Genomic DNA, 16847 nt, shown 5'->3' on the forward strand with positions numbered 1-16847 from the left:
TTAGGCTCCGTTTCCCTGATTTTCAGCGGTCGATTAAAATAATACTAAATCCATGTTGGTAACGTTGCGCCAGATTCATTACATCATTGAGCTGTTGATCCAGCTTCATGCGATTATTTATATTGGTTAATTTATCAGCTGAAGTTTCCCAATTATTGAGTAGCTGAAATACACAATGCTGGTGTATCGAGGTTTATTTTAGGTGGTTTTGCCATGTTTATAGCAAACCCCTACTTAATTCCCCTTAGGCAATAGCATTTGAAACGAATGAAAAGACTGTTTTTTTTCATATAGTTGTAGCATAGTTTCAATTTTACCATAAATAATTATTGGGAAACTTCAGTTTATCAGTAATCGATAAATGTCTTAAGCGACAATTAAACTTCCTGAGCTGCCAGTAGTGATACAGAAAAAAGATAAATATCAGTACTAACGAGCTAACCACACCTATCAACAGTTTATAATCAGTCGCCGTTTCATATTTAATCGCAATCCATTCATTAGTAATGCCACGTCGTTCCTGTTCACTTAACTGGGCTATGGCTTTATTAAACTGAAGTTTCCCAATAATTATTTATGGTAAAATTGAAACTATGCTACAACTATATGAAAAAAAACAGTCTTTTCATTCGTTTCAAATGCTATTGCCTAAGGGGAATTAAGTAGGGGTTTGCTATAAACTCGGGGAGTCGCTATTTTTGCGAAAGCTTGTTTTGGGCATCCCAGCCCAAGCAAGCAGCAAAAACTTAACGCGACCACTTATGCCTCCGGCGGCCCCGATTCGTCCTCGTCACCTCGTCCCGACCCAACAAGGGGTCGGAACATAGGCTCCAAATGACTTGACGCCGTGTCGGATGGCCTTTTATTTTGTCTCCACCTTCGCTAACGCTCAGACTCCGACAAAACAACGGCCCTACGGCTATCGCGGACTAAAAATCTTCACTTCGCTAAAGCTCCGTTTCCAGGATTTTCAGCGGCAGCGCACAAGAATAGACTCTAAAAACTATAGCTGGCTATTCAATAACTCATCTAACTCAGGTAATGCGTTATCCTGTTTTCGGCAAGACTTATAAAAACCGACAAACTCCATAAAAGCCTGTTCTAAGTCATCTAAAATGCCTTCTTCATTCTCCCGTTCATCGGGCAAGATATCGGGGGAATCCAGGTATTCTTTTTGTAGAGCAACTTCGCTGTTTAACGAAAGAATTGCATAAATAATAGCATTGCTAGAAAGTGTGTCTGACATTGAAGCATCCTGTGACTGGCGTAGATTAGGTAAGGATTTAAGTAAATCCCGGTATAAAAAAATATTTTATATCGATTATCATTATACTGAAGTTTCCCAATAATTATTTATGGTAAAATTGAAACTATGCTACAACTATATGAAAAAAACAGTCTTTTCATTCGTTTCAAATGCTATTGCCTAAGGGGAATTAAGTAGGGGTTTGTTATAAACATCCGCTGAAAATCAGGGAAACGGAGCCTAAGCGAAGTGATGATTTTTAGTCCGCGATAGCCGTAGGGCCGTTATTTTGTCGGAGTCTGAGCGTTAGCGAAGGTGGAGACAAAATAAAAGGCCATCCGACACGGCGTCAAGTCATTTGGAGCCTATGTTCCGACCCCTTGTTGGGTCGGGACGAGGTGACGAGGACGAATCGGGGCCGCCGGAGGCATAAGTGGTCGCGTTAAGTTTTTGCTGCTTGCTTGGGCTGGGATGCCCAAAACAAGCTTTCGCAAAAATAGCGACTCCCCAAATCAGTGTTCCCCTATCAATTGAGGCGGTAAAACTAACCTCGCCACAAGAGAGCTCATAAAGCACTGTAAAGACATTCCTGTTATTATTGCGTTTTGAACTGCCCGAATGGTATACGAGCTGATACGAGATATTCTTGCCTGGAAAAATAATGGATTCACAAAACGATCTCGTTTTTGAGCCTGTTGCTGCCTTATCTCCAGAGCCTCGCTATATTTTTTATCCGATGGATGAATCAATTCTGGCTGTTGTGTTTTTGAAATCTCTTCAAACACGCGCATTAAATTATAGCTCATTGCAGTCAGGCGCATTTGATTTTCAAGTGAGCGGGTATTGGAAGACCAAGCTTTAGTTTCCTTGAAATTACTTTTAGTGTTATTGAATGTCTTTTCAATCGTCCATCGCTTGAAATACAGCATGGCAATGGTTCCAGGGTTAATAGTCATTGGCAAGGTTGTCACAAACCGGTGAAGTTTTCCGGTTTCTGGATCACGGTAATCCACCACGTTAAATTTGATGCCCTTGTTTTCGTACACACTGTATGCTTCAACCCCTGTATTGATCTCATGGCGGGAGTCAAAAGGGATAGACTCAACCAGAGTCGCAATTGAATTTTCTTTTAGCATTGAAATCATGTAATTAGCATGTCGTTTCTGCCGATCCCACCAGACAAAGTCGGTGACGGCTTTATCGTAGACATAGAGATGTTTCTGAGAGCTGTTATTTCCCTTGTTTTGCTTTTCAATATGATCTCGTAACACAGGTATTTCTTGATGCCTCTGAGTTCCGTTTGTCACTAGACAAAGAAATCTGAGCAACCCACTTCTGAGATTCAACGCGTAAATCCCCCCGGCCGCATAAACTTTCCCCTTGCTGTTTTTTTCAGTATGGCAGGTATGATCAATAAAATGTCCATCCGCTGCTTCTATGGTGTATTCGTCAAGTTCCGGGAATGCTTTAAGATAATCAATGCCTTGCGATAGCAGTGTTTCAGAGTGAAGATGATAGCTCTGCTGTTCAAATGCCTCAAGCATACTTGTTCGTCTATGCGACTTCAGTGATTTAAAATACCAGGCGCGCCATGCTACCTCACGAAATTCCGGGACTCCTGTCGCCGTAATTCGTTCACCTACGCAGCGAATAGGAGATGCTCCAGCCGCCCTGCGTCCGCCACAGACTGAGCACAAAGCAGCTCAGTCATGGCTACCACAAATGGCTCTACGGCTATTCGGGATAAAATTTTAGCCTCCCTCGCGCGCTATCGCGCACTTCGGATTGGCAAATTTCCCTGCGCCTTCTGGAGACTATCAGCCCGTCCGGGGCTGACAGCGGTTGAGTGGGGAAGCAGCTGGCCATAAATCTGTTCATTGGTTTGGAGGAAATGGCGACCACTATCGACTACACTGATACAGCGTAATAACCCAAGGCGAATAAAGTCGATATCCTTCAACTCTGGGCATGAACGAGCCCACAAAGGATGACGCTCTGCTAACAGGGCACGTTCCATACTTTCATTGCAGTGTTGGTGAATATGTTCAGAGAGTGGTAGGTCTTTAAGCATGGGTGATATCCGTTTCGGGGAGTCGCTATTTTTGCGAAAGCTTGTTTTGGGCATCCCAGCCCAAGCAAGCAGCAAAAACTTAACGCGACCACTTATGCCTCCGGCGGCCCCGATTCGTCCTCGTCACCTCGTCCCGACCCAACAAGGGGTCGGAACATAGGCTCCAAATGACTTGACGCCGTGTCGGATGGCCTTTTATTTTGTCTCCACCTTCGCTAACGCTCAGACTCCGACAAAACAACGGCCCTACGGCTATCGCGGACTAAAAATCTTCACTTCGCTAAAGCTCCGTTTCCAGGATTTTCAGCGTATGAGGTGATTAAAACGGAAATTTTTAGAAAATTTTTTTTCGGCAAATGCAAGCTTTATTTGAAATTATTTGTTGTTTTTTTTACGGTGCCTACAGAGTGTCTATTTGCTGTTATAAGTGATTAAAATCAAAAAGATGGAAATATTCGAGTGGTGCTACCTTCAGGTAGGTTATAGGCTGCTTTGTTTAGGTACTTCTTCTTTCAATGGGAACACTGATGATAAACATGGCAAAACCACCTAAAATAAACTTCGATACACCAGCATTGTGTATTTCAGCTACTCAATAATTGGGAAACTTCAGTCATTATAGTCATTAGCTACTTAAAAAAATCTTACCCAGTCCACATTATTTTAATCTGAAGTTTCCCAATAATTATTTATGGTAAAATTGAAACTATGCTACAACTATATGAAAAAATAGTCTTTTCATTCGTTTCAAATGCTATTGCCTAACAGGCGCGCCATGCTACCTCACGAAATTCCGGGACTCCTGTCGCCATAATTCGTTCACCTACGCAGCGGATGGGAGATGCCCTGAACGCCCTGCGTCCGCAACGACTACGCACAAAAGCCGCTTCGTCATTACTACCTCACTGGCTGGACGGCTATTCGGAATGCAATTCTTGCTCCTCTCGCGTGCTGCTAGCACACGTCGAATCAGCGAATTGCCCTGTCGCCTATCAGGGACTAAAAATCACCACTTCGCTAAGCTCCGTTTCCATGATTTTCAGCGGGGGAATTAAGTAGGGGTTTGCTATAAACATGGCAAAACCACCTAAAATAAACCTCGATACACCAGCATTGTGTATTTCAGCTACTCAATAATTGGGAAACTTCAGTTTTAATTAATCTCGCAATAATTCATTAATCTCCGTTTTGCTGCGCGTTTTTTCATCCGCATGCTTAATAATCACTGCGCAATACAAGCTATGTGTTCCATCTTTTGCCGGCAAGTTTCCAGAAACGACTACTGAACCAGCGGGGATACGCCCATAAGTTATCTCACCGGTCATACGGTTAAAGATTTTAGTGCTTTGGCCGATATAAACACCCATGGATATAACCGAACCTTCCTCAACCACAACGCCTTCAACAATTTCAGAGCGTGCGCCGATAAAACAGTTGTCTTCAATAATTGTCGGGCCCGCCTGTAATGGTTCTAACACACCACCAATACCCACACCACCCGATAAATGCACATTTTCACCAATTTGTGCACATGAACCTACAGTGACCCAGGTATCAACCATCGTGCCACCACCTACATAGGCACCGATATTAACGTATGAAGGCATTAAGATGGCACCCGGCGCAACGTAGGATCCATGACGAGCCACGGCATTAGGCACCACCCGCACACCTGCTTCGGAAAAGTCTTCCGGCGTGTAAGAAGCAAATTTAGTTTCCACTTTATCGTAGTAACGCGTTGCCCCACCATCCATCACACGGTTTTCATTAATTCTGAAAGACAACAACACTGCTTTCTTTAACCATTGATTAACCACCCATTCGCCACTGTTTTTATCTGCAACACGCGCCTGACCAGAGTCTAATAAATTAATTGAGTCTTTGACTGCATTACGCACTTCATCTGACACAGTCGTTGGTGAAATTTCAGCGCGATTGTCAAAGGCCTGGTTAATAATTTTTTCTAATTGGTTCATCATTTTTCTATATTAAAGAGTTAATAAAATTTTTAATTCGATGCGCGGCCTCTATACACTCTGGTACCGGTGCGACTAAAGCCATGCGTACATGATTTTTTCCTGGATTCACCCCACCTGCTTCACGGGATAAATAACTACCAGGCAATACAGTAATATTTTGCTGAGCAAATAACTGCTGTGCAAACTCAGCGTCATCAAGCGTCGTTTTCAGCCACAGATAAAAACTCGCCGGTGGTTGTCTAACCTCACAAACCTCAGACAGGATCTCAATAACAACCTTGAACTTATCACGATAAAACTGTCGGTTCTGCAGCACATGTTGCTCATCCTGCCAGCCAGCAATACTGGCATATTGAGTGGGTACGGACATTGCACAACCATGATAGGTACGATATTTAAACAATTTGCTTAAAATATTCGCATCACCCGCGACAAAGCCAGACCTTAAGCCCGGCGCATTGGAGCGTTTGGATAAGCTGTGAAATATAACGCAATTTTTATAACTGCTATGTCCCATAGCATCAGCAGATTGTAATAAGCCTTGCGGTGGCTGGTTTTCATCTGCGTAAATTTCGCTATAGCATTCATCCGAAGCAATCACAAAATCATATTGCAGTGCCAGCTTGATTAATTTCTGGTGCGTAGCCTGATCGATAATCTCCCCGGTTGGGTTACCCGGGGAGCAAATATACAATAATTGACAAGCCTGCCAGGTCTCGGCAGACACGCTAGCAAAATCGGGCAAATATTGATTACCTTCCAGGGTGTGCAAATAATAAGGCTCTGCCCCGGCTAATAAAGCCGCGCCTTCATAAATCTGATAAAACGGGTTGGGCATTAATACCCGCGCATTTTCCCGACCATCAAGCACACATTGTGCAAATGCAAATAAAGCTTCGCGTGTGCCATTAACGGGCAACACCTGTGTTTCGGGATCGATATCCACATCAAAGCGCCTGGCTAGCCACTCGCTTATTGCTCCACGTAGTTCAGGCAATCCTTTGGTTGTTGGATAACGACCTAATGCAGCAATATTTTCTACTAACGCCTTAGCTATTACATCGGGAGTTGCGTGTTTCGGCTCGCCTATTGACAGGGCAATATGCACTTTATCCGCTGGCGGCACAAAACCTTGTTTTAGTTGCGCTAACTTCTCAAAAGGATAGGGATGTAATTGGGTTAAATGTGGATTCATTCAAGGTGCGTAAATGTTTAGTAACCGAGCATTCTATCATGAGCAGTAGCTATTTTTAAAAAATCATAATACATATTTCAAAAAACGGTAAAATAACTGTTACTCGATGTTCAAGTTTTTGATATTGAGAAGGTAAAATCAGGTATTCTGAGGTTGTTGTAATTTTATCGGTGTAAGCCCATGTTAATGAATGCCCCAGCCACTTTGACACGGATTCAAGCCGCTTGGTTGGGCACTTGTTTAACGGGCATACTGCTAATGAACTTTGTTTGCTGGGCTAAGTTTGAGCGAGCAAGCCTTGGAGATTGCAAACAGGCGCGCCATGCTACCTCACGAAATTCCGGGACTCCTGTCGCCGTAATTCGTTCACCTACGCAGCGAATAGGAGATGCTACAGCCGCCCTGCGTCCGCCACAGACTGAGCACAAAGCAGCTCAGTCATGGCTACCACAAATGGCTCTACGGCTATTCGGGATAAAATTTTAGCCTCCCTCGCGCGCTATCGCGCACTTCGGATTGGCAAATTTCCCTGCGCCTTCTGGAGATTATCAGCCCGTCCGGGGCTGACAGCGGTAGCCGCATTATCCTGGGTGTTTCGTAAAGCAAGTATACCCTGGGACTGTTTGCTACGGGTGAGTGTGGTCTTAATTTTAAAACGTTATGGCATTACTGAAGGTGTGTTGGCCTTTGATGAATCAGACCGAGCACGATCTAAGTCTACAAAACGTATTTATAAGGTTTACAAGCAGAAACACAAAGGCTCCGGCGGGTATGTTAATGGACAAACGATAGTATTATTGCTGCTAGTTACCTCATCCATTACAGTGCCTGTCGGTTTTTTCTTTTATATGCCGGATCCAGCCTTAAAGCAGTGGGATAAAGAAGATAAACGGTTGAAAAAGAGCGGTATAGCAAAAAAAGATCGGCCTATTAAGCCTGAACGTGACAGTGCCTACCCGACCAAAACAGAGATTGCATTAGGCTTATTAAAAGAGTTTAAAGTTGCGCATAGCCTGATTAAAATTAAAGGCGTACTGGCTGATGCGCTGTATGGTGAAAAAGCCTTTATGGACGAAGCCGCTTCGGGGAGTCGCTATTTTTGCGAAAGCTTGTTTTGGGCATCCCAGCCCAAGCAAGCAGCAAAAACTTAACGCGACCACTTATGCCTCCGGCGGCCCCGATTCGTCCTCGTCACCTCGTCCCGACCCAACAAGGGGTCGGAACATAGGCTCCAAATGACTTGACGCCGTGTCGGATGGCCTTTTATTTTGTCTCCACCTTCGCTAACGCTCAGACTCCGACAAAACAACGGCCCTACGGCTATCGCGGACTAAAAATCTTCACTTCGCTAAAGCTCCGTTTCCAGGATTTTCAGCGAGGGCCAACAGCATCATTAAAGTATTGTTCTGCTGGGTGAAGGTAAGAGTTTGATGGCAATGGGATGGAAAAACTTGAACATCGAGTGTTAGCTTTTCAATTTAAAGGAGTGCAATAGCTTTAGCTATTGCTGTTATTAGCAAACTGAAGTTTCCCAATAATTATTTATGGTAAAATTGAAACTATGCTGCAACTATATGAAAAGAATAGTCTTTTCATTCGTTTCAAATGCTATTGCCTAAGGGGAATTAAGTAGGGGTTTGCTATAAACATGGCAAAACCACCTAAAATAAACCTCGATACACCAGCATTGTGTATTTCAGCTACTCAATAATTGGGAAACTTCAGTTAGCAAAAAGCTAAGGCTTTTTTACTCCTGCAGGTATGCGTATCTTGTATGATTTTATTGCTCCGCTACCCAGCAACTTCCTACCTTTAATAGCATTCAATTATGACAGATGCCTAATCGTCTTCTTTTTCTAATTATTACTCTTCTCATCTTAAACCTTGTTTTTATGCCTAAGCTATTTGCACATGTGGGCGTAGACCATGGCGATAATTGCTTTATCAACATAGGTGGAGGACAATTACGTCTGGGCGGTTTTCAATCAGCAGCTAAAATAGGCAGCGGCAAACATTTTTGCCATTTATTTCCTGCAACCGAAAGACATTCCTGTTATTATTGCGTTTTGAACTGCCCGAATGGTATACGAGCTGATACGAGATATTCTTGCCTGGAAAAATAATGGATTCACAAAACGATCTCGTTTTTGAGCCTGTTGCTGCCTTATCTCCAGAGCCTCGCTATATTTTTTATCCGATGGATGAATCAATTCTGGCTGTTGTGTTTTCGAAATCTCTTCAAACACGCGCATTAAATTATAGCTCATTGCAGTCAGGCGCATTTGATTTTCAAGTGAGCGGGTATTGGAAGACCAAGCTTTAGTTTCCTTGAAATTACTTTTAGTGTTATTGAATGTCTTTTCAATCGTCCATCGCTTGAAATACAGCATGGCAATGGTTCCAGGGTTAATAGTCATTGGCAAGGTTGTCACAAACCGGTGAAGTTTTCCGGTTTCTGGATCACGGTAATCCACCACGTTAAATTTGATGCCCTTGTTTTCGTACACACTGTATGCTTCAACCCCTGTATTGATCTCATGGCGGGAGTCAAAAGGGATAGACTCAACCAGAGTCGCAATTGAATTTTCTTTTAGCATTGAAATCATGTAATTAGCATGTCGTTTCTGCCGATCCCACCAGACAAAGTCGGTGACGGCTTTATCGTAGACATAGAGATGTTTCTGAGAGCTGTTATTTCCCTTGTTTTGCTTTTCAATATGATCTCGTAACACAGGTATTTCTTGATGTCTCTGAGTTTCGTTTGTCACCAGACAAAGAAATCTGAGCAACCCACCTCTGAGATTCAACGCGTAAATCCCCCCCCACCCCCGGCCGCATAAACTTTCCCATTGCTGTTTTTTTCAGTATGGCAGGCATGATCAATAAAATGTCCATCCGCTGCTTCTATGGTGTATTCGTCAAGTTCCGGGAATGCTTTAAGATAATCAATGTCTTGCGATAGCAGTGTTTCAGAGTGAAGATGATAGCTCTGCTGTTCAAATGCCTCAAGCATACTTGTTCGTCTATGCGACTTCAGTGATTTAAAATACGTTGAGTGGGGAAGCAGCTGGCCATAAATCTGTTCATTGGTTTGGAGAAAATGGCGACCACTATCAACTACACTGATACAGCGTAATAACCCTCGGGGAGTCGCTATTTTTGCGAAAGCTTGTTTTGGGCATCCCAGCCCAAGCAAGCAGCAAAAACTTAACGCGACCACTTATGCCTCCGGCGGCCCCGATTCGTCCTCGTCACCTCGTCCCGACCCAACAAGGGGTCGGAACATAGGCTCCAAATGACTTGACGCCGTGTCGGATGGCCTTTTATTTTGTCTCCACCTTCGCTAACGCTCAGACTCCGACAAAACAACGGCCCTACGGCTATCGCGGACTAAAAATCTTCACTTCGCTAAAGCTCCGTTTCCAGGATTTTCAGCGAAGGCGAATAAAGTCGATATCCTTCAACTCTGGGCATGAACGAGCCCACAAAGGATGACGCTCTGCTAACAGGGCACGTTCCATACTTTCATTGCAGTGTTGGTGAATATGTTCAGAGAGTGGTAGGTCTTTAAGCATGGGTGATATCCGTTTATGAGGTGATTAAAATCAAAAAGATGGAAATATTCGAGTGGTGCTACCTTCAGGTAGGTTATAGGCTGCTTTGTTTAGGTACTTCTTCTTTCAATGGGAACACTGATGAGGGAAACAGAAAACTGTATCGCCGCTTATTACTTAAATTTATGCACAGCGAGCAGGACTTTACTGAAAAATTCCAGCAAGCACAATTAAGCGATGATGCCGATGCCGCAACGCGTGTTGCTCATACCTTAAAAGGTGTTGCTGGAAATATAGCTGCGCATGAAATACAAAAAGCAGCTCAGGCTCTGGAACTAGCCTGCAAAGAAAAACTGGATAATAAGCAAATAGAGGACTTACTAACTACCGTAGCAGCAACTTTAACGCCTGTACTGGAAAGTCTGGAGCAACTTCAATCAGAGCCAGAGATAGCAACAGCCAGTATTAAAAAAGTCAATACGGGAAAACTTATTTCTTTGTATAAAAACTGCTCGCTTTGCTTATGGATGATGATGCTGATGCCGTTGATGTGCTGGAGGAAATTATTGATCTATTAGCTGGCACTGCTGGGGCAAGCGAACTTAAACAACTGGAAAAGCTGATCGAGCAATACGCTTATGATGAAGCAATAGACATTGCTAAGGCGATGCTGGAGAAATTAGCCTGAGGCCATACTGATTACTAGTAGTCTAACCTCGAAAGACACGAAAAACTCGAAAGTTCTCGCTTGTATGATTAATAAGCTCTGCTTACCGAAGCCACTCACAGCAGAGCTGCTCCTCCATGTATTTGTCTCCTGTTGGGTGAGTGTCCTCTGCTTCGCAGTTTTGTGAATAAATCTGTGCTCAACTACCGTTTCTAGATTCAAGCGTGCATCTTTGGCTGCCATCAACTACTTTGATTATGAGGAGATCAAGGTCATTTTAGAATGCATCGATCGCTCGACAGCTCTGGGGCGGCGGAATTATGCATTACTGCCATGATGTTTAACACGGGCGCCCGTGTGCAAGAAATTATTGATCTATAAATCACGGATGCCCAATTTATCCGGCACTTCCAGATACGGCTACTGAGCAAGGTAGCCAAAATAAAAACCTGCCCATTATGGCCTCAGACAACACAGATTTTACGTGATTATTACCGCCATGACAGGAGGGCTCAATTTGCATGAGCATCAACCTTTGTCCATCATCCATCATGGTGCAGCCCTCACTCGCTTTGGAATCCGCTACATCATGAATAAGAGCATACCGCATCGAGATCATTCGGTAGGAACCTTGTACTCAATCGCATAAGTGTAAATTGATGGATAAGCAAATCAACTAGGCAGAATTTTCTTATGCGTATGGATCGACATCAAGATACCAAAGCCGGCAAACAGGGTTACCATAGAAGTTCCGCCATAGCTGATTAAAGGTAGCGGTATACCGACCACCGGCAGAATCCCGATCACCATGCCGATATTGACAAAGGCGTACACAAAAAACGTACAAACCAGGCTACCGGCGAGTAAGCGGCCATAGGTATCCTGCGCCTGTACTGCGATATAAAATCCCCGGGCAATAATATAGATATACACCGCCAATAAACCCAGGCAACCCAATAAACCAAATTCTTCAGCAAACACTGCGAAAATAAAATCAGTCGAACTTTCCGGCAGAAAGTCCAGTTGTGACTGGGTATTACCTTGCCAGCCTTTACCGTAAACCCCACCTGAGCCAATCGCTATCTTCGACTGAATAATATGATAGCCCTTACCCATCGGATCCGCCTCTGGATTTAAAAAGGTCAACACCCGATCCTTTTGATATTCACGCATAAAAAATTGCCAATACACTGGCGCAAGCGCAGCCAGACTGAAGGCACTGGTGAGCAAAAAACGCCAGGATAAACCTGCAAAGTACAGTACAGATGCGCCAGAACTTGCCACTAACAACGAGGTTCCAAGGTCTGGCTCGCGAACAATTAATATCGTCGGAATTAAAATGAAACCGCTGGCAATTAGAATATGACTCCATTTTGGTGGAATCTCATGCCCTGACAAGTACCAGGCAATCATCATCGGCGTGGTGATTTTAATCATTTCCGAAGGCTGAAAACGGAATACACCTAAATCCAGCCAGCGCTGCGCCCCTTTGCCTACATCACCAACGAGTAAAACAGCTACCAGCAGTATCACACCCACACTGTACAAAAGAATTGAAAAGCGCTGAAACTGACGCGGATCCACGTGCGCCAGAACTATCATTAATACTCCAGCAACTCCCATGCGAGCCGATTGCCGTATCAGTAAGGCAGTTTCCTTATTACCCGTGCTGTACAGCATCATAAAGCTTAATGTCAACAGTAATAGCAACCCGATTAAAAGCGGAATATCAATATGTAATTTGCGCAATAAGCTGCCAATTAAAGAGTGTTCTTTAAATTGCTCAGCTCTGAGTTCTACCTTCATTCGTGTTTTCTCGATTGTTTTGCCGGATATTCATCTAATAGCCCACTCTTTTCTGCCAGATATTGTTTAATCACAGCTGCCGCAATGGGCGCTGCCACCGAGCTACCATGGCTTCCATGCTCAGCGATGACCGCTACTGCAATCTTGGGATTATTAGCCGGGGCGAAGGCAATAAACAAGGCATGATCACGCATATTGAATGCAATGTCCTGTTCATTATATTCTTCATCCTGCTTAACGGTATAAACCTGTGCAGTACCGGTTTTACCCGCTATCTGATAATCAATACCTTTGGCGATACGCTTTGCCGTTCCTCTAGGCGAATGCACAACATGTACCATCGCGCCGATAATATCCTGCACATTTTTAGGTTTTAGTTGTATATTTTTTTGCGCCGGATGTTTAACCTCTATTTCACGACCTTCGTCAATAATTCGTTCTGCGATATACGGAGTGACAATTTGTCCCTGCTTCGCAAGTGTTGCTGTAGCCCGCGCTAATTGAAGCGGCGTGACCTGAGTGAACCCCTGGCCTATACCAGTAATCAGTGTTTCCCCCTGGAACCAGGCTTGCTCGCGATTAACCCGTTTCCATTCACGTGAAGGCAATAATCCAGACTTCTCGCCCTTTAAGTCAATCCCCGTTCTCTGACCAAAGCCAAATTTATGTAAAAAACTAGATATTTTATCGATACCTAAAGCCAGTGACAGATCATAAAAATACACATCACAGGATTGAGTAATGGCAATATCTGAATTAACCTTGCCATGCCCCCATTTTTTCCAGTCCCGATATTTATGCGATTTATTGGGTAACTGATAATACCCGGGGCAAAACAAAGTCTGATGCATATTAGTGATTTTATACTCCAGACCTGCCAGACCGATAAATGGCTTTAAAGTTGAACCGGGCGGATATTGCCCCCGTAGTACCCGGTCAAATAACGGCTTATTTTTAGAGCTATTAAGCGCGTTATAATCAGTATGACTAATACCTGAGACAAATAAATTCGGATTAAAGCTGGCCTTGCTCACCTGTACCAGCACACCGCCCGTCTCAAGATCTAGCGCAACTACTGCGCCATTATATTCAGCTAGAGCATCGTAGGCCACCTTTTGCAAGGCAACATCCAGGGTCAAATAAACATCGGCGCCCGGAATCGGCTCAATCTTACCTAGCTCGTTAATGGGTTTACCCTGCGCGTTGGTTTCTATTTCTGAATAACCTGCATGACCGCGCAGCACATCTTCGTAGGCACGCTCGACGCCGATTTTACCAATGGTGTGGATAGAGCGGTACTCGGCTGCAGGGATTACTTTTATCTCTTGCTCGTTAATACGCCCGACATAGCCCACCACATGCGCGGTTAATTCCGCATAGGGGTAGTGGCGTATCAGGCGCGCATGTATATCTACACCAGGAAAGGTATGTCTGAGTACTGCAAATCTGGCAACATCGGTATTACTCAGTTGCATTAATAAGGGAATACTATCGAAGTGCTTATAGCGCTTTCTATGTTTTTTAAATGACTCGATTTTCTCTTCGGGAATCGCCAGCGCTAGTTGCAGTCGCAGTAGCGTATCATCCATATCATCAATTTGCTCAGGAATAATTTCCAGGCTATACGATGGTAAATTTTCAGCTAGAATTAGGCCATTTTTATCATAGATAATGCCGCGCGTAGGGGGTACCGAGGTGACTTTAATACGGTTATTTGTTGCCATACCGTGATACCGGCTATGCCCTGCCACCTGCAGATAAATCAGCCGTGCAATCAGGCCACTGATCAATAACAGCATTAAGATAAAGAGAACGACCGTTCTACTGAGAAAAATACGGTTCTCTAAAAAACTATCTTTTATAGCCTGGTGTCGACGCATTAGGAGGAAAACAGACGTAATTTATGCATCAGCATTAAGATCACCGGCCAGACAAACCCGCCGCTCAAGACTGGTAACCAGAATTGCATAGGCATAGCTTGACCGTTAACCCGCTCAACTAAAAAGATAATAATCTGCGCAGTCAATAAGATAAGGAAGACAAATAAGCTCTGCTGAATTAGAGGGTTATGCCGGATCCGTTTATGTTGTTTAATGCATAAATAGATGCTGGCGGCATAGGCGAGTGCATACTGCCCCAGTAACTGCCCGGTCAAAACATCCACTAGCAAACCGACAAACCAGGCTTTACCTACCCCCGCTGACTCTGGGTTGGCTAGTGCCCAGTAGATTAACACCAGTAACACCCAGTCTGGCGCCAAATATAAGGCGGGAGTAGACCAGGGAATAATCGTTAAAGCCATCGCAAAAATAATTGTCAACCAATAGCCCAGTATGGTTTCTTGCCTACTCTGTACCATTTTCTTCGACAATAACTTGCTTGCTTAGTGGAATAACCTGATCATTATTCCACACGATTAACAATTCTCGACTGGTATTTAACGCGGCGCTTGGCTCTGCCTGAATAATTGCAAACGGCTTATCCGGCTGTTCTATAAAAGAACTCACCACAGCCACAGGATAGCCCCGTGGAAATACCCCACCCAGTCCCGAAGTTATTAATAAGTCACCCGGAACTATATCGGCATTATTCGGTAAAAATGGCAGGTTCAGTTTATTTAAATGACCACTACCTATGGCAATAGTATGCAAGCCATTACGATTCACCTGCACCGGAATGGCGTGATTAGGGTCAGTGATTAGAATAATTTCAGAGCTTAATGGCAAGGCTTTGGCAACCTGACCGACTATACCATTCTCATCTAGCACCGCCTGTCCTTTAGAGATCCCGAATCGACTACCTTTGTTGACCACAACGACATGCTCATAAGGCGCAAGATTAACGGATAATAACTCCGCTACCAGCACCTGTTCACCTAACTTAAATGAACTATCCAGTAATGAACGCAGGCGTATATTTTCTTTCTCTAGATCTGCAAATTTTAATAATTTCGCACTATTAATCAAGTGCTGCTTTTTGAGTTCCTGATTCTCGCTAAGCAATTGCGTATAGCTTTTGAACGAAGCAACCGCATTATTAAACACGCTGGAAGGCAGGTTTACAGCACTCTGAATCGGATAAACAAATACCGACAACAGATCACGCAAGGGCTTTAGGGTATCACTCTTGTGATCCACTGCAATCAGTGCAATAGACAATAGCATGACGATAAGAAATCGCGTATTTATCGATGGGCCAGTGGCAAATAAAAGTTTTATGGTCGTTTATCCGGTTGAATAATGAGATTATTCTAAAGAAAATGCAGACAGCCCTTTTTCATCCAGCTTTTCCAGCACCATACCGCCTCCCCGGGCAACACAGGTTAATGGGTCATCCGCGATATAAACAGGTAAACCTGTTTCTTCGGAAATCAGCCGGTCGATATCTTTTAATAAAGCCCCGCCGCCGGTTAATACAATACCGCGCGTTGCAACATCAGCACCTAATTCTGGTGGCGTTTGTTCCAGTGCGACTTTTACAGCTCCGACAATACCCGATAAAGGCTCCTGCAAGGCTTCTAAAATTTCATTGCTATTTAGGGTAAATCCGCGTGGCACACCCTCTGCTAAATTACGTCCTTTAACTTCAATCTCCATAATTTCACTACCCGGATATGCGGTACCAATTTCATGCTTAATCCGTTCAGCTGTCGCTTCGCCAATTAATGTACCGTAATTTCTACGTACATAATTAATAATCGCCTCATCAAAGCGATCGCCTCCGATTCTTACCGAAGCAGAATAAACAATACCATTCAACGAGATAATCGCCACCTCGGAAGTACCACCGCCGATATCCAGAACCATAGAACCATGCGCCTCATCAACCGGCATACCTGCGCCAATCGCTGCTGACATAGGTTCTTCTATTAGATACACCTCACGTGCACCCGCCATCGCGGCAGACTCTCGAATTGCACGTCGTTCAACCTGGGTAGAGCCACAAGGCACACAGATCAGAACACGAGGACTGGGACGAAAAAATTTGTTTTCATGTACCTTTTTAATAAATTCACGCAACATGCGCTCAGTAACTGCAAAATCAGCAATCACACCATCTTTTAACGGGCGAATAGCGGTGATGTTACCGGGTGTGCGACCTAACATTAATTTTGCATCGGCACCAACTGCAGCAATCATTTTAGAGCCGCGAACCCTATCTTCTTTAATGGCGACTACAGAGGGTTCATTAAGGACAATACCTTGTCCGGGCATATAAATAAGTGTATTAGCGGTTCCTAAATCAATCGATAAATCATTAGAAAATATACCGCGTATTTTATTAAACATTAATTCCTGTTCCTGAACACATAGAAAATATTGTTACTTT

Annotated in this window: 27 protein-coding genes; 12 read left to right on the plus strand and 15 right to left on the minus strand. The window is 43.9% G+C overall.

The genetic code is table 11. The annotated features are described in order from the left end of the window. Positions 1-22 precede the first annotated feature (22 nt). Entirely contained in the window at positions 23-187 is a 165-nt protein-coding gene (locus tag K6984_RS36065; RefSeq protein WP_420831653.1) for a diguanylate cyclase domain-containing protein, read from the minus strand. Positions 188-698: 511 nt separating this feature from the next. Here K6984_RS36065 and K6984_RS32980 point away from each other — a divergent pair. Both K6984_RS32980 and K6984_RS09075 read left to right on the plus strand, forming a co-directional pair. Beyond that, positions 699-827: a hypothetical protein gene (locus K6984_RS32980; RefSeq protein ID WP_263458596.1), complete on the plus strand. Its 129-nt coding sequence runs from the start codon at positions 699-701 to the stop codon at positions 825-827. A 27-nt stretch (positions 828-854) separates the two neighbouring features. Next, a complete protein-coding gene (locus tag K6984_RS09075) occupies positions 855-1073 on the plus strand; it encodes a hypothetical protein (protein ID WP_221895238.1) in 219 nt (72 codons plus the stop codon). Between the two features lie 538 nt (positions 1074-1611). Here the strand turns inward: K6984_RS09075 and K6984_RS32985 are convergent. From K6984_RS32985 to K6984_RS09085, 3 genes are all read right to left on the minus strand, one after another. Then, positions 1612-1740 (minus strand): hypothetical protein, encoded by a 129-nt coding sequence (locus K6984_RS32985; protein ID WP_263458596.1) that lies wholly within the window; start codon positions 1738-1740, stop codon positions 1612-1614. A gap of 18 nt (positions 1741-1758) precedes the next feature. Continuing rightward, positions 1759-2943 (minus strand): transposase, encoded by a 1185-nt coding sequence (locus K6984_RS09080; RefSeq protein WP_221895239.1) that lies wholly within the window; start codon positions 2941-2943, stop codon positions 1759-1761. Positions 2944-3014: 71 nt separating this feature from the next. Then, entirely contained in the window at positions 3015-3317 is a 303-nt protein-coding gene (locus K6984_RS09085; RefSeq protein ID WP_221895240.1) for a hypothetical protein, read from the minus strand. A gap of 31 nt (positions 3318-3348) precedes the next feature. Between K6984_RS09085 and K6984_RS32990 the strand changes: the two genes are divergently transcribed. From K6984_RS32990 to K6984_RS09090, 3 genes are all read left to right on the plus strand, one after another. After that, positions 3349-3477, plus strand: a complete 129-nt coding sequence (locus tag K6984_RS32990; RefSeq protein WP_263458596.1) for a hypothetical protein — start codon at positions 3349-3351, stop codon at positions 3475-3477. 27 nt (positions 3478-3504) lie between these two features. Then, positions 3505-3636, plus strand: coding sequence for a hypothetical protein (locus K6984_RS32995; protein ID WP_263458689.1), 132 nt, complete (start codon positions 3505-3507; stop codon positions 3634-3636). A 515-nt stretch (positions 3637-4151) separates the two neighbouring features. After that, on the plus strand, positions 4152-4376 hold the full coding sequence (locus tag K6984_RS09090; RefSeq protein ID WP_221895241.1) for a hypothetical protein: 225 nt from the start codon (positions 4152-4154) through the stop codon (positions 4374-4376). 98 nt (positions 4377-4474) lie between these two features. On the opposite strand, the gene dapD is transcribed toward K6984_RS09090, so the two are convergent. From dapD to K6984_RS09105, 3 genes are all read right to left on the minus strand, one after another. Then, entirely contained in the window at positions 4475-5293 is an 819-nt protein-coding gene (gene dapD, locus K6984_RS09095; protein WP_221895367.1) for a 2,3,4,5-tetrahydropyridine-2,6-dicarboxylate N-succinyltransferase, read from the minus strand. 7 nt (positions 5294-5300) lie between these two features. Next, positions 5301-6491 carry a succinyldiaminopimelate transaminase gene (gene dapC, locus K6984_RS09100; RefSeq protein ID WP_221895242.1) on the minus strand — a complete coding sequence of 397 codons (1191 nt, stop codon included), beginning with the start codon at positions 6489-6491 and terminating at the stop codon, positions 5301-5303. A 215-nt stretch (positions 6492-6706) separates the two neighbouring features. Continuing rightward, positions 6707-6919 carry a hypothetical protein gene (locus K6984_RS09105; RefSeq protein WP_221895243.1) on the minus strand — a complete coding sequence of 71 codons (213 nt, stop codon included), beginning with the start codon at positions 6917-6919 and terminating at the stop codon, positions 6707-6709. A 12-nt stretch (positions 6920-6931) separates the two neighbouring features. Between K6984_RS09105 and K6984_RS09110 the strand changes: the two genes are divergently transcribed. From K6984_RS09110 to K6984_RS09115, 3 genes are read left to right on the plus strand one after another with little or no spacing between them, the layout of a single operon-like run. Then, complete coding sequence (locus K6984_RS09110; RefSeq protein WP_221895244.1) at positions 6932-7642, plus strand: transposase; 711 nt, start codon at positions 6932-6934, stop codon at positions 7640-7642. After that, positions 7591-7719 carry a hypothetical protein gene (locus tag K6984_RS33000; RefSeq protein WP_263458596.1) on the plus strand — a complete coding sequence of 43 codons (129 nt, stop codon included), beginning with the start codon at positions 7591-7593 and terminating at the stop codon, positions 7717-7719. The genes K6984_RS09110 and K6984_RS33000 overlap by 52 nt, the downstream gene beginning before the upstream one ends. 27 nt (positions 7720-7746) lie before the next feature. Beyond that, positions 7747-7908 carry a hypothetical protein gene (locus K6984_RS09115; protein ID WP_221895245.1) on the plus strand — a complete coding sequence of 54 codons (162 nt, stop codon included), beginning with the start codon at positions 7747-7749 and terminating at the stop codon, positions 7906-7908. A 607-nt stretch (positions 7909-8515) separates the two neighbouring features. On the opposite strand, the gene K6984_RS09120 is transcribed toward K6984_RS09115, so the two are convergent. Together K6984_RS09120 and K6984_RS09125 are read right to left on the minus strand one after the other, a co-directional pair. Beyond that, on the minus strand, positions 8516-9298 hold the full coding sequence (locus K6984_RS09120) for a transposase (protein WP_221895246.1): 783 nt from the start codon (positions 9296-9298) through the stop codon (positions 8516-8518). Continuing rightward, positions 9295-9687 (minus strand): hypothetical protein, encoded by a 393-nt coding sequence (locus K6984_RS09125; RefSeq protein WP_221895247.1) that lies wholly within the window; start codon positions 9685-9687, stop codon positions 9295-9297. The genes K6984_RS09120 and K6984_RS09125 overlap by 4 nt, the downstream gene beginning before the upstream one ends. Between K6984_RS09125 and K6984_RS33005 the strand changes: the two genes are divergently transcribed. Together K6984_RS33005 and K6984_RS09130 are read left to right on the plus strand one after the other, a co-directional pair. Beyond that, positions 9651-9779, plus strand: a complete 129-nt coding sequence (locus K6984_RS33005; protein ID WP_263458596.1) for a hypothetical protein — start codon at positions 9651-9653, stop codon at positions 9777-9779. The two genes, K6984_RS09125 and K6984_RS33005, sit on opposite strands and share 37 nt — an antisense overlap. A 27-nt stretch (positions 9780-9806) precedes the next feature. Continuing rightward, the gene (locus K6984_RS09130; RefSeq protein ID WP_221895248.1) at positions 9807-9986 is read left to right on the plus strand and encodes a hypothetical protein; all 180 of its coding nucleotides are present in this window, start codon (positions 9807-9809) and stop codon (positions 9984-9986) included. On the opposite strand, the gene K6984_RS09135 is transcribed toward K6984_RS09130, so the two are convergent. Next, positions 9923-10066: a hypothetical protein gene (locus tag K6984_RS09135; protein WP_221895249.1), complete on the minus strand. Its 144-nt coding sequence runs from the start codon at positions 10064-10066 to the stop codon at positions 9923-9925. The two genes, K6984_RS09130 and K6984_RS09135, sit on opposite strands and share 64 nt — an antisense overlap. A gap of 20 nt (positions 10067-10086) precedes the next feature. On the opposite strand from K6984_RS09135, the gene K6984_RS09140 reads away from it, so the two are divergent. Both K6984_RS09140 and K6984_RS09145 read left to right on the plus strand, forming a co-directional pair. Continuing rightward, a complete protein-coding gene (locus K6984_RS09140; protein WP_221895250.1) occupies positions 10087-10623 on the plus strand; it encodes an Hpt domain-containing protein in 537 nt (178 codons plus the stop codon). Continuing rightward, on the plus strand, positions 10569-10733 hold the full coding sequence (locus K6984_RS09145; protein WP_221895251.1) for a hypothetical protein: 165 nt from the start codon (positions 10569-10571) through the stop codon (positions 10731-10733). Before K6984_RS09140 ends, K6984_RS09145 begins: the two co-directional genes overlap by 55 nt. Positions 10734-11384: 651 nt before the next feature. Here the strand turns inward: K6984_RS09145 and rodA are convergent. From rodA to K6984_RS09170, 5 genes are read right to left on the minus strand one after another with little or no spacing between them, the layout of a single operon-like run. Next, positions 11385-12518, minus strand: a complete 1134-nt coding sequence (rodA, locus tag K6984_RS09150; RefSeq protein ID WP_221895252.1) for a rod shape-determining protein RodA — start codon at positions 12516-12518, stop codon at positions 11385-11387. Beyond that, complete coding sequence (gene mrdA / locus K6984_RS09155; protein ID WP_221895253.1) at positions 12515-14398, minus strand: penicillin-binding protein 2; 1884 nt, start codon at positions 14396-14398, stop codon at positions 12515-12517. Before mrdA ends, rodA begins: the two co-directional genes overlap by 4 nt. Further along, positions 14398-14838 (minus strand): rod shape-determining protein MreD, encoded by a 441-nt coding sequence (mreD, locus tag K6984_RS09160; protein ID WP_230987991.1) that lies wholly within the window; start codon positions 14836-14838, stop codon positions 14398-14400. The genes mrdA and mreD overlap by 1 nt, the downstream gene beginning before the upstream one ends. A 25-nt stretch (positions 14839-14863) precedes the next feature. Beyond that, complete coding sequence (gene mreC / locus K6984_RS09165) at positions 14864-15736, minus strand: rod shape-determining protein MreC (RefSeq protein WP_263458702.1); 873 nt, start codon at positions 15734-15736, stop codon at positions 14864-14866. A 27-nt stretch (positions 15737-15763) separates the two neighbouring features. Further along, on the minus strand, positions 15764-16807 hold the full coding sequence (locus tag K6984_RS09170; protein WP_221895254.1) for a rod shape-determining protein: 1044 nt from the start codon (positions 16805-16807) through the stop codon (positions 15764-15766). Positions 16808-16847: the final 40 nt, after the last annotated feature.

This window comes from Bathymodiolus japonicus methanotrophic gill symbiont (genome assembly GCF_019721995.1).
Classification (GTDB): domain Bacteria; phylum Pseudomonadota; class Gammaproteobacteria; order Methylococcales; family Methylomonadaceae; genus Methyloprofundus.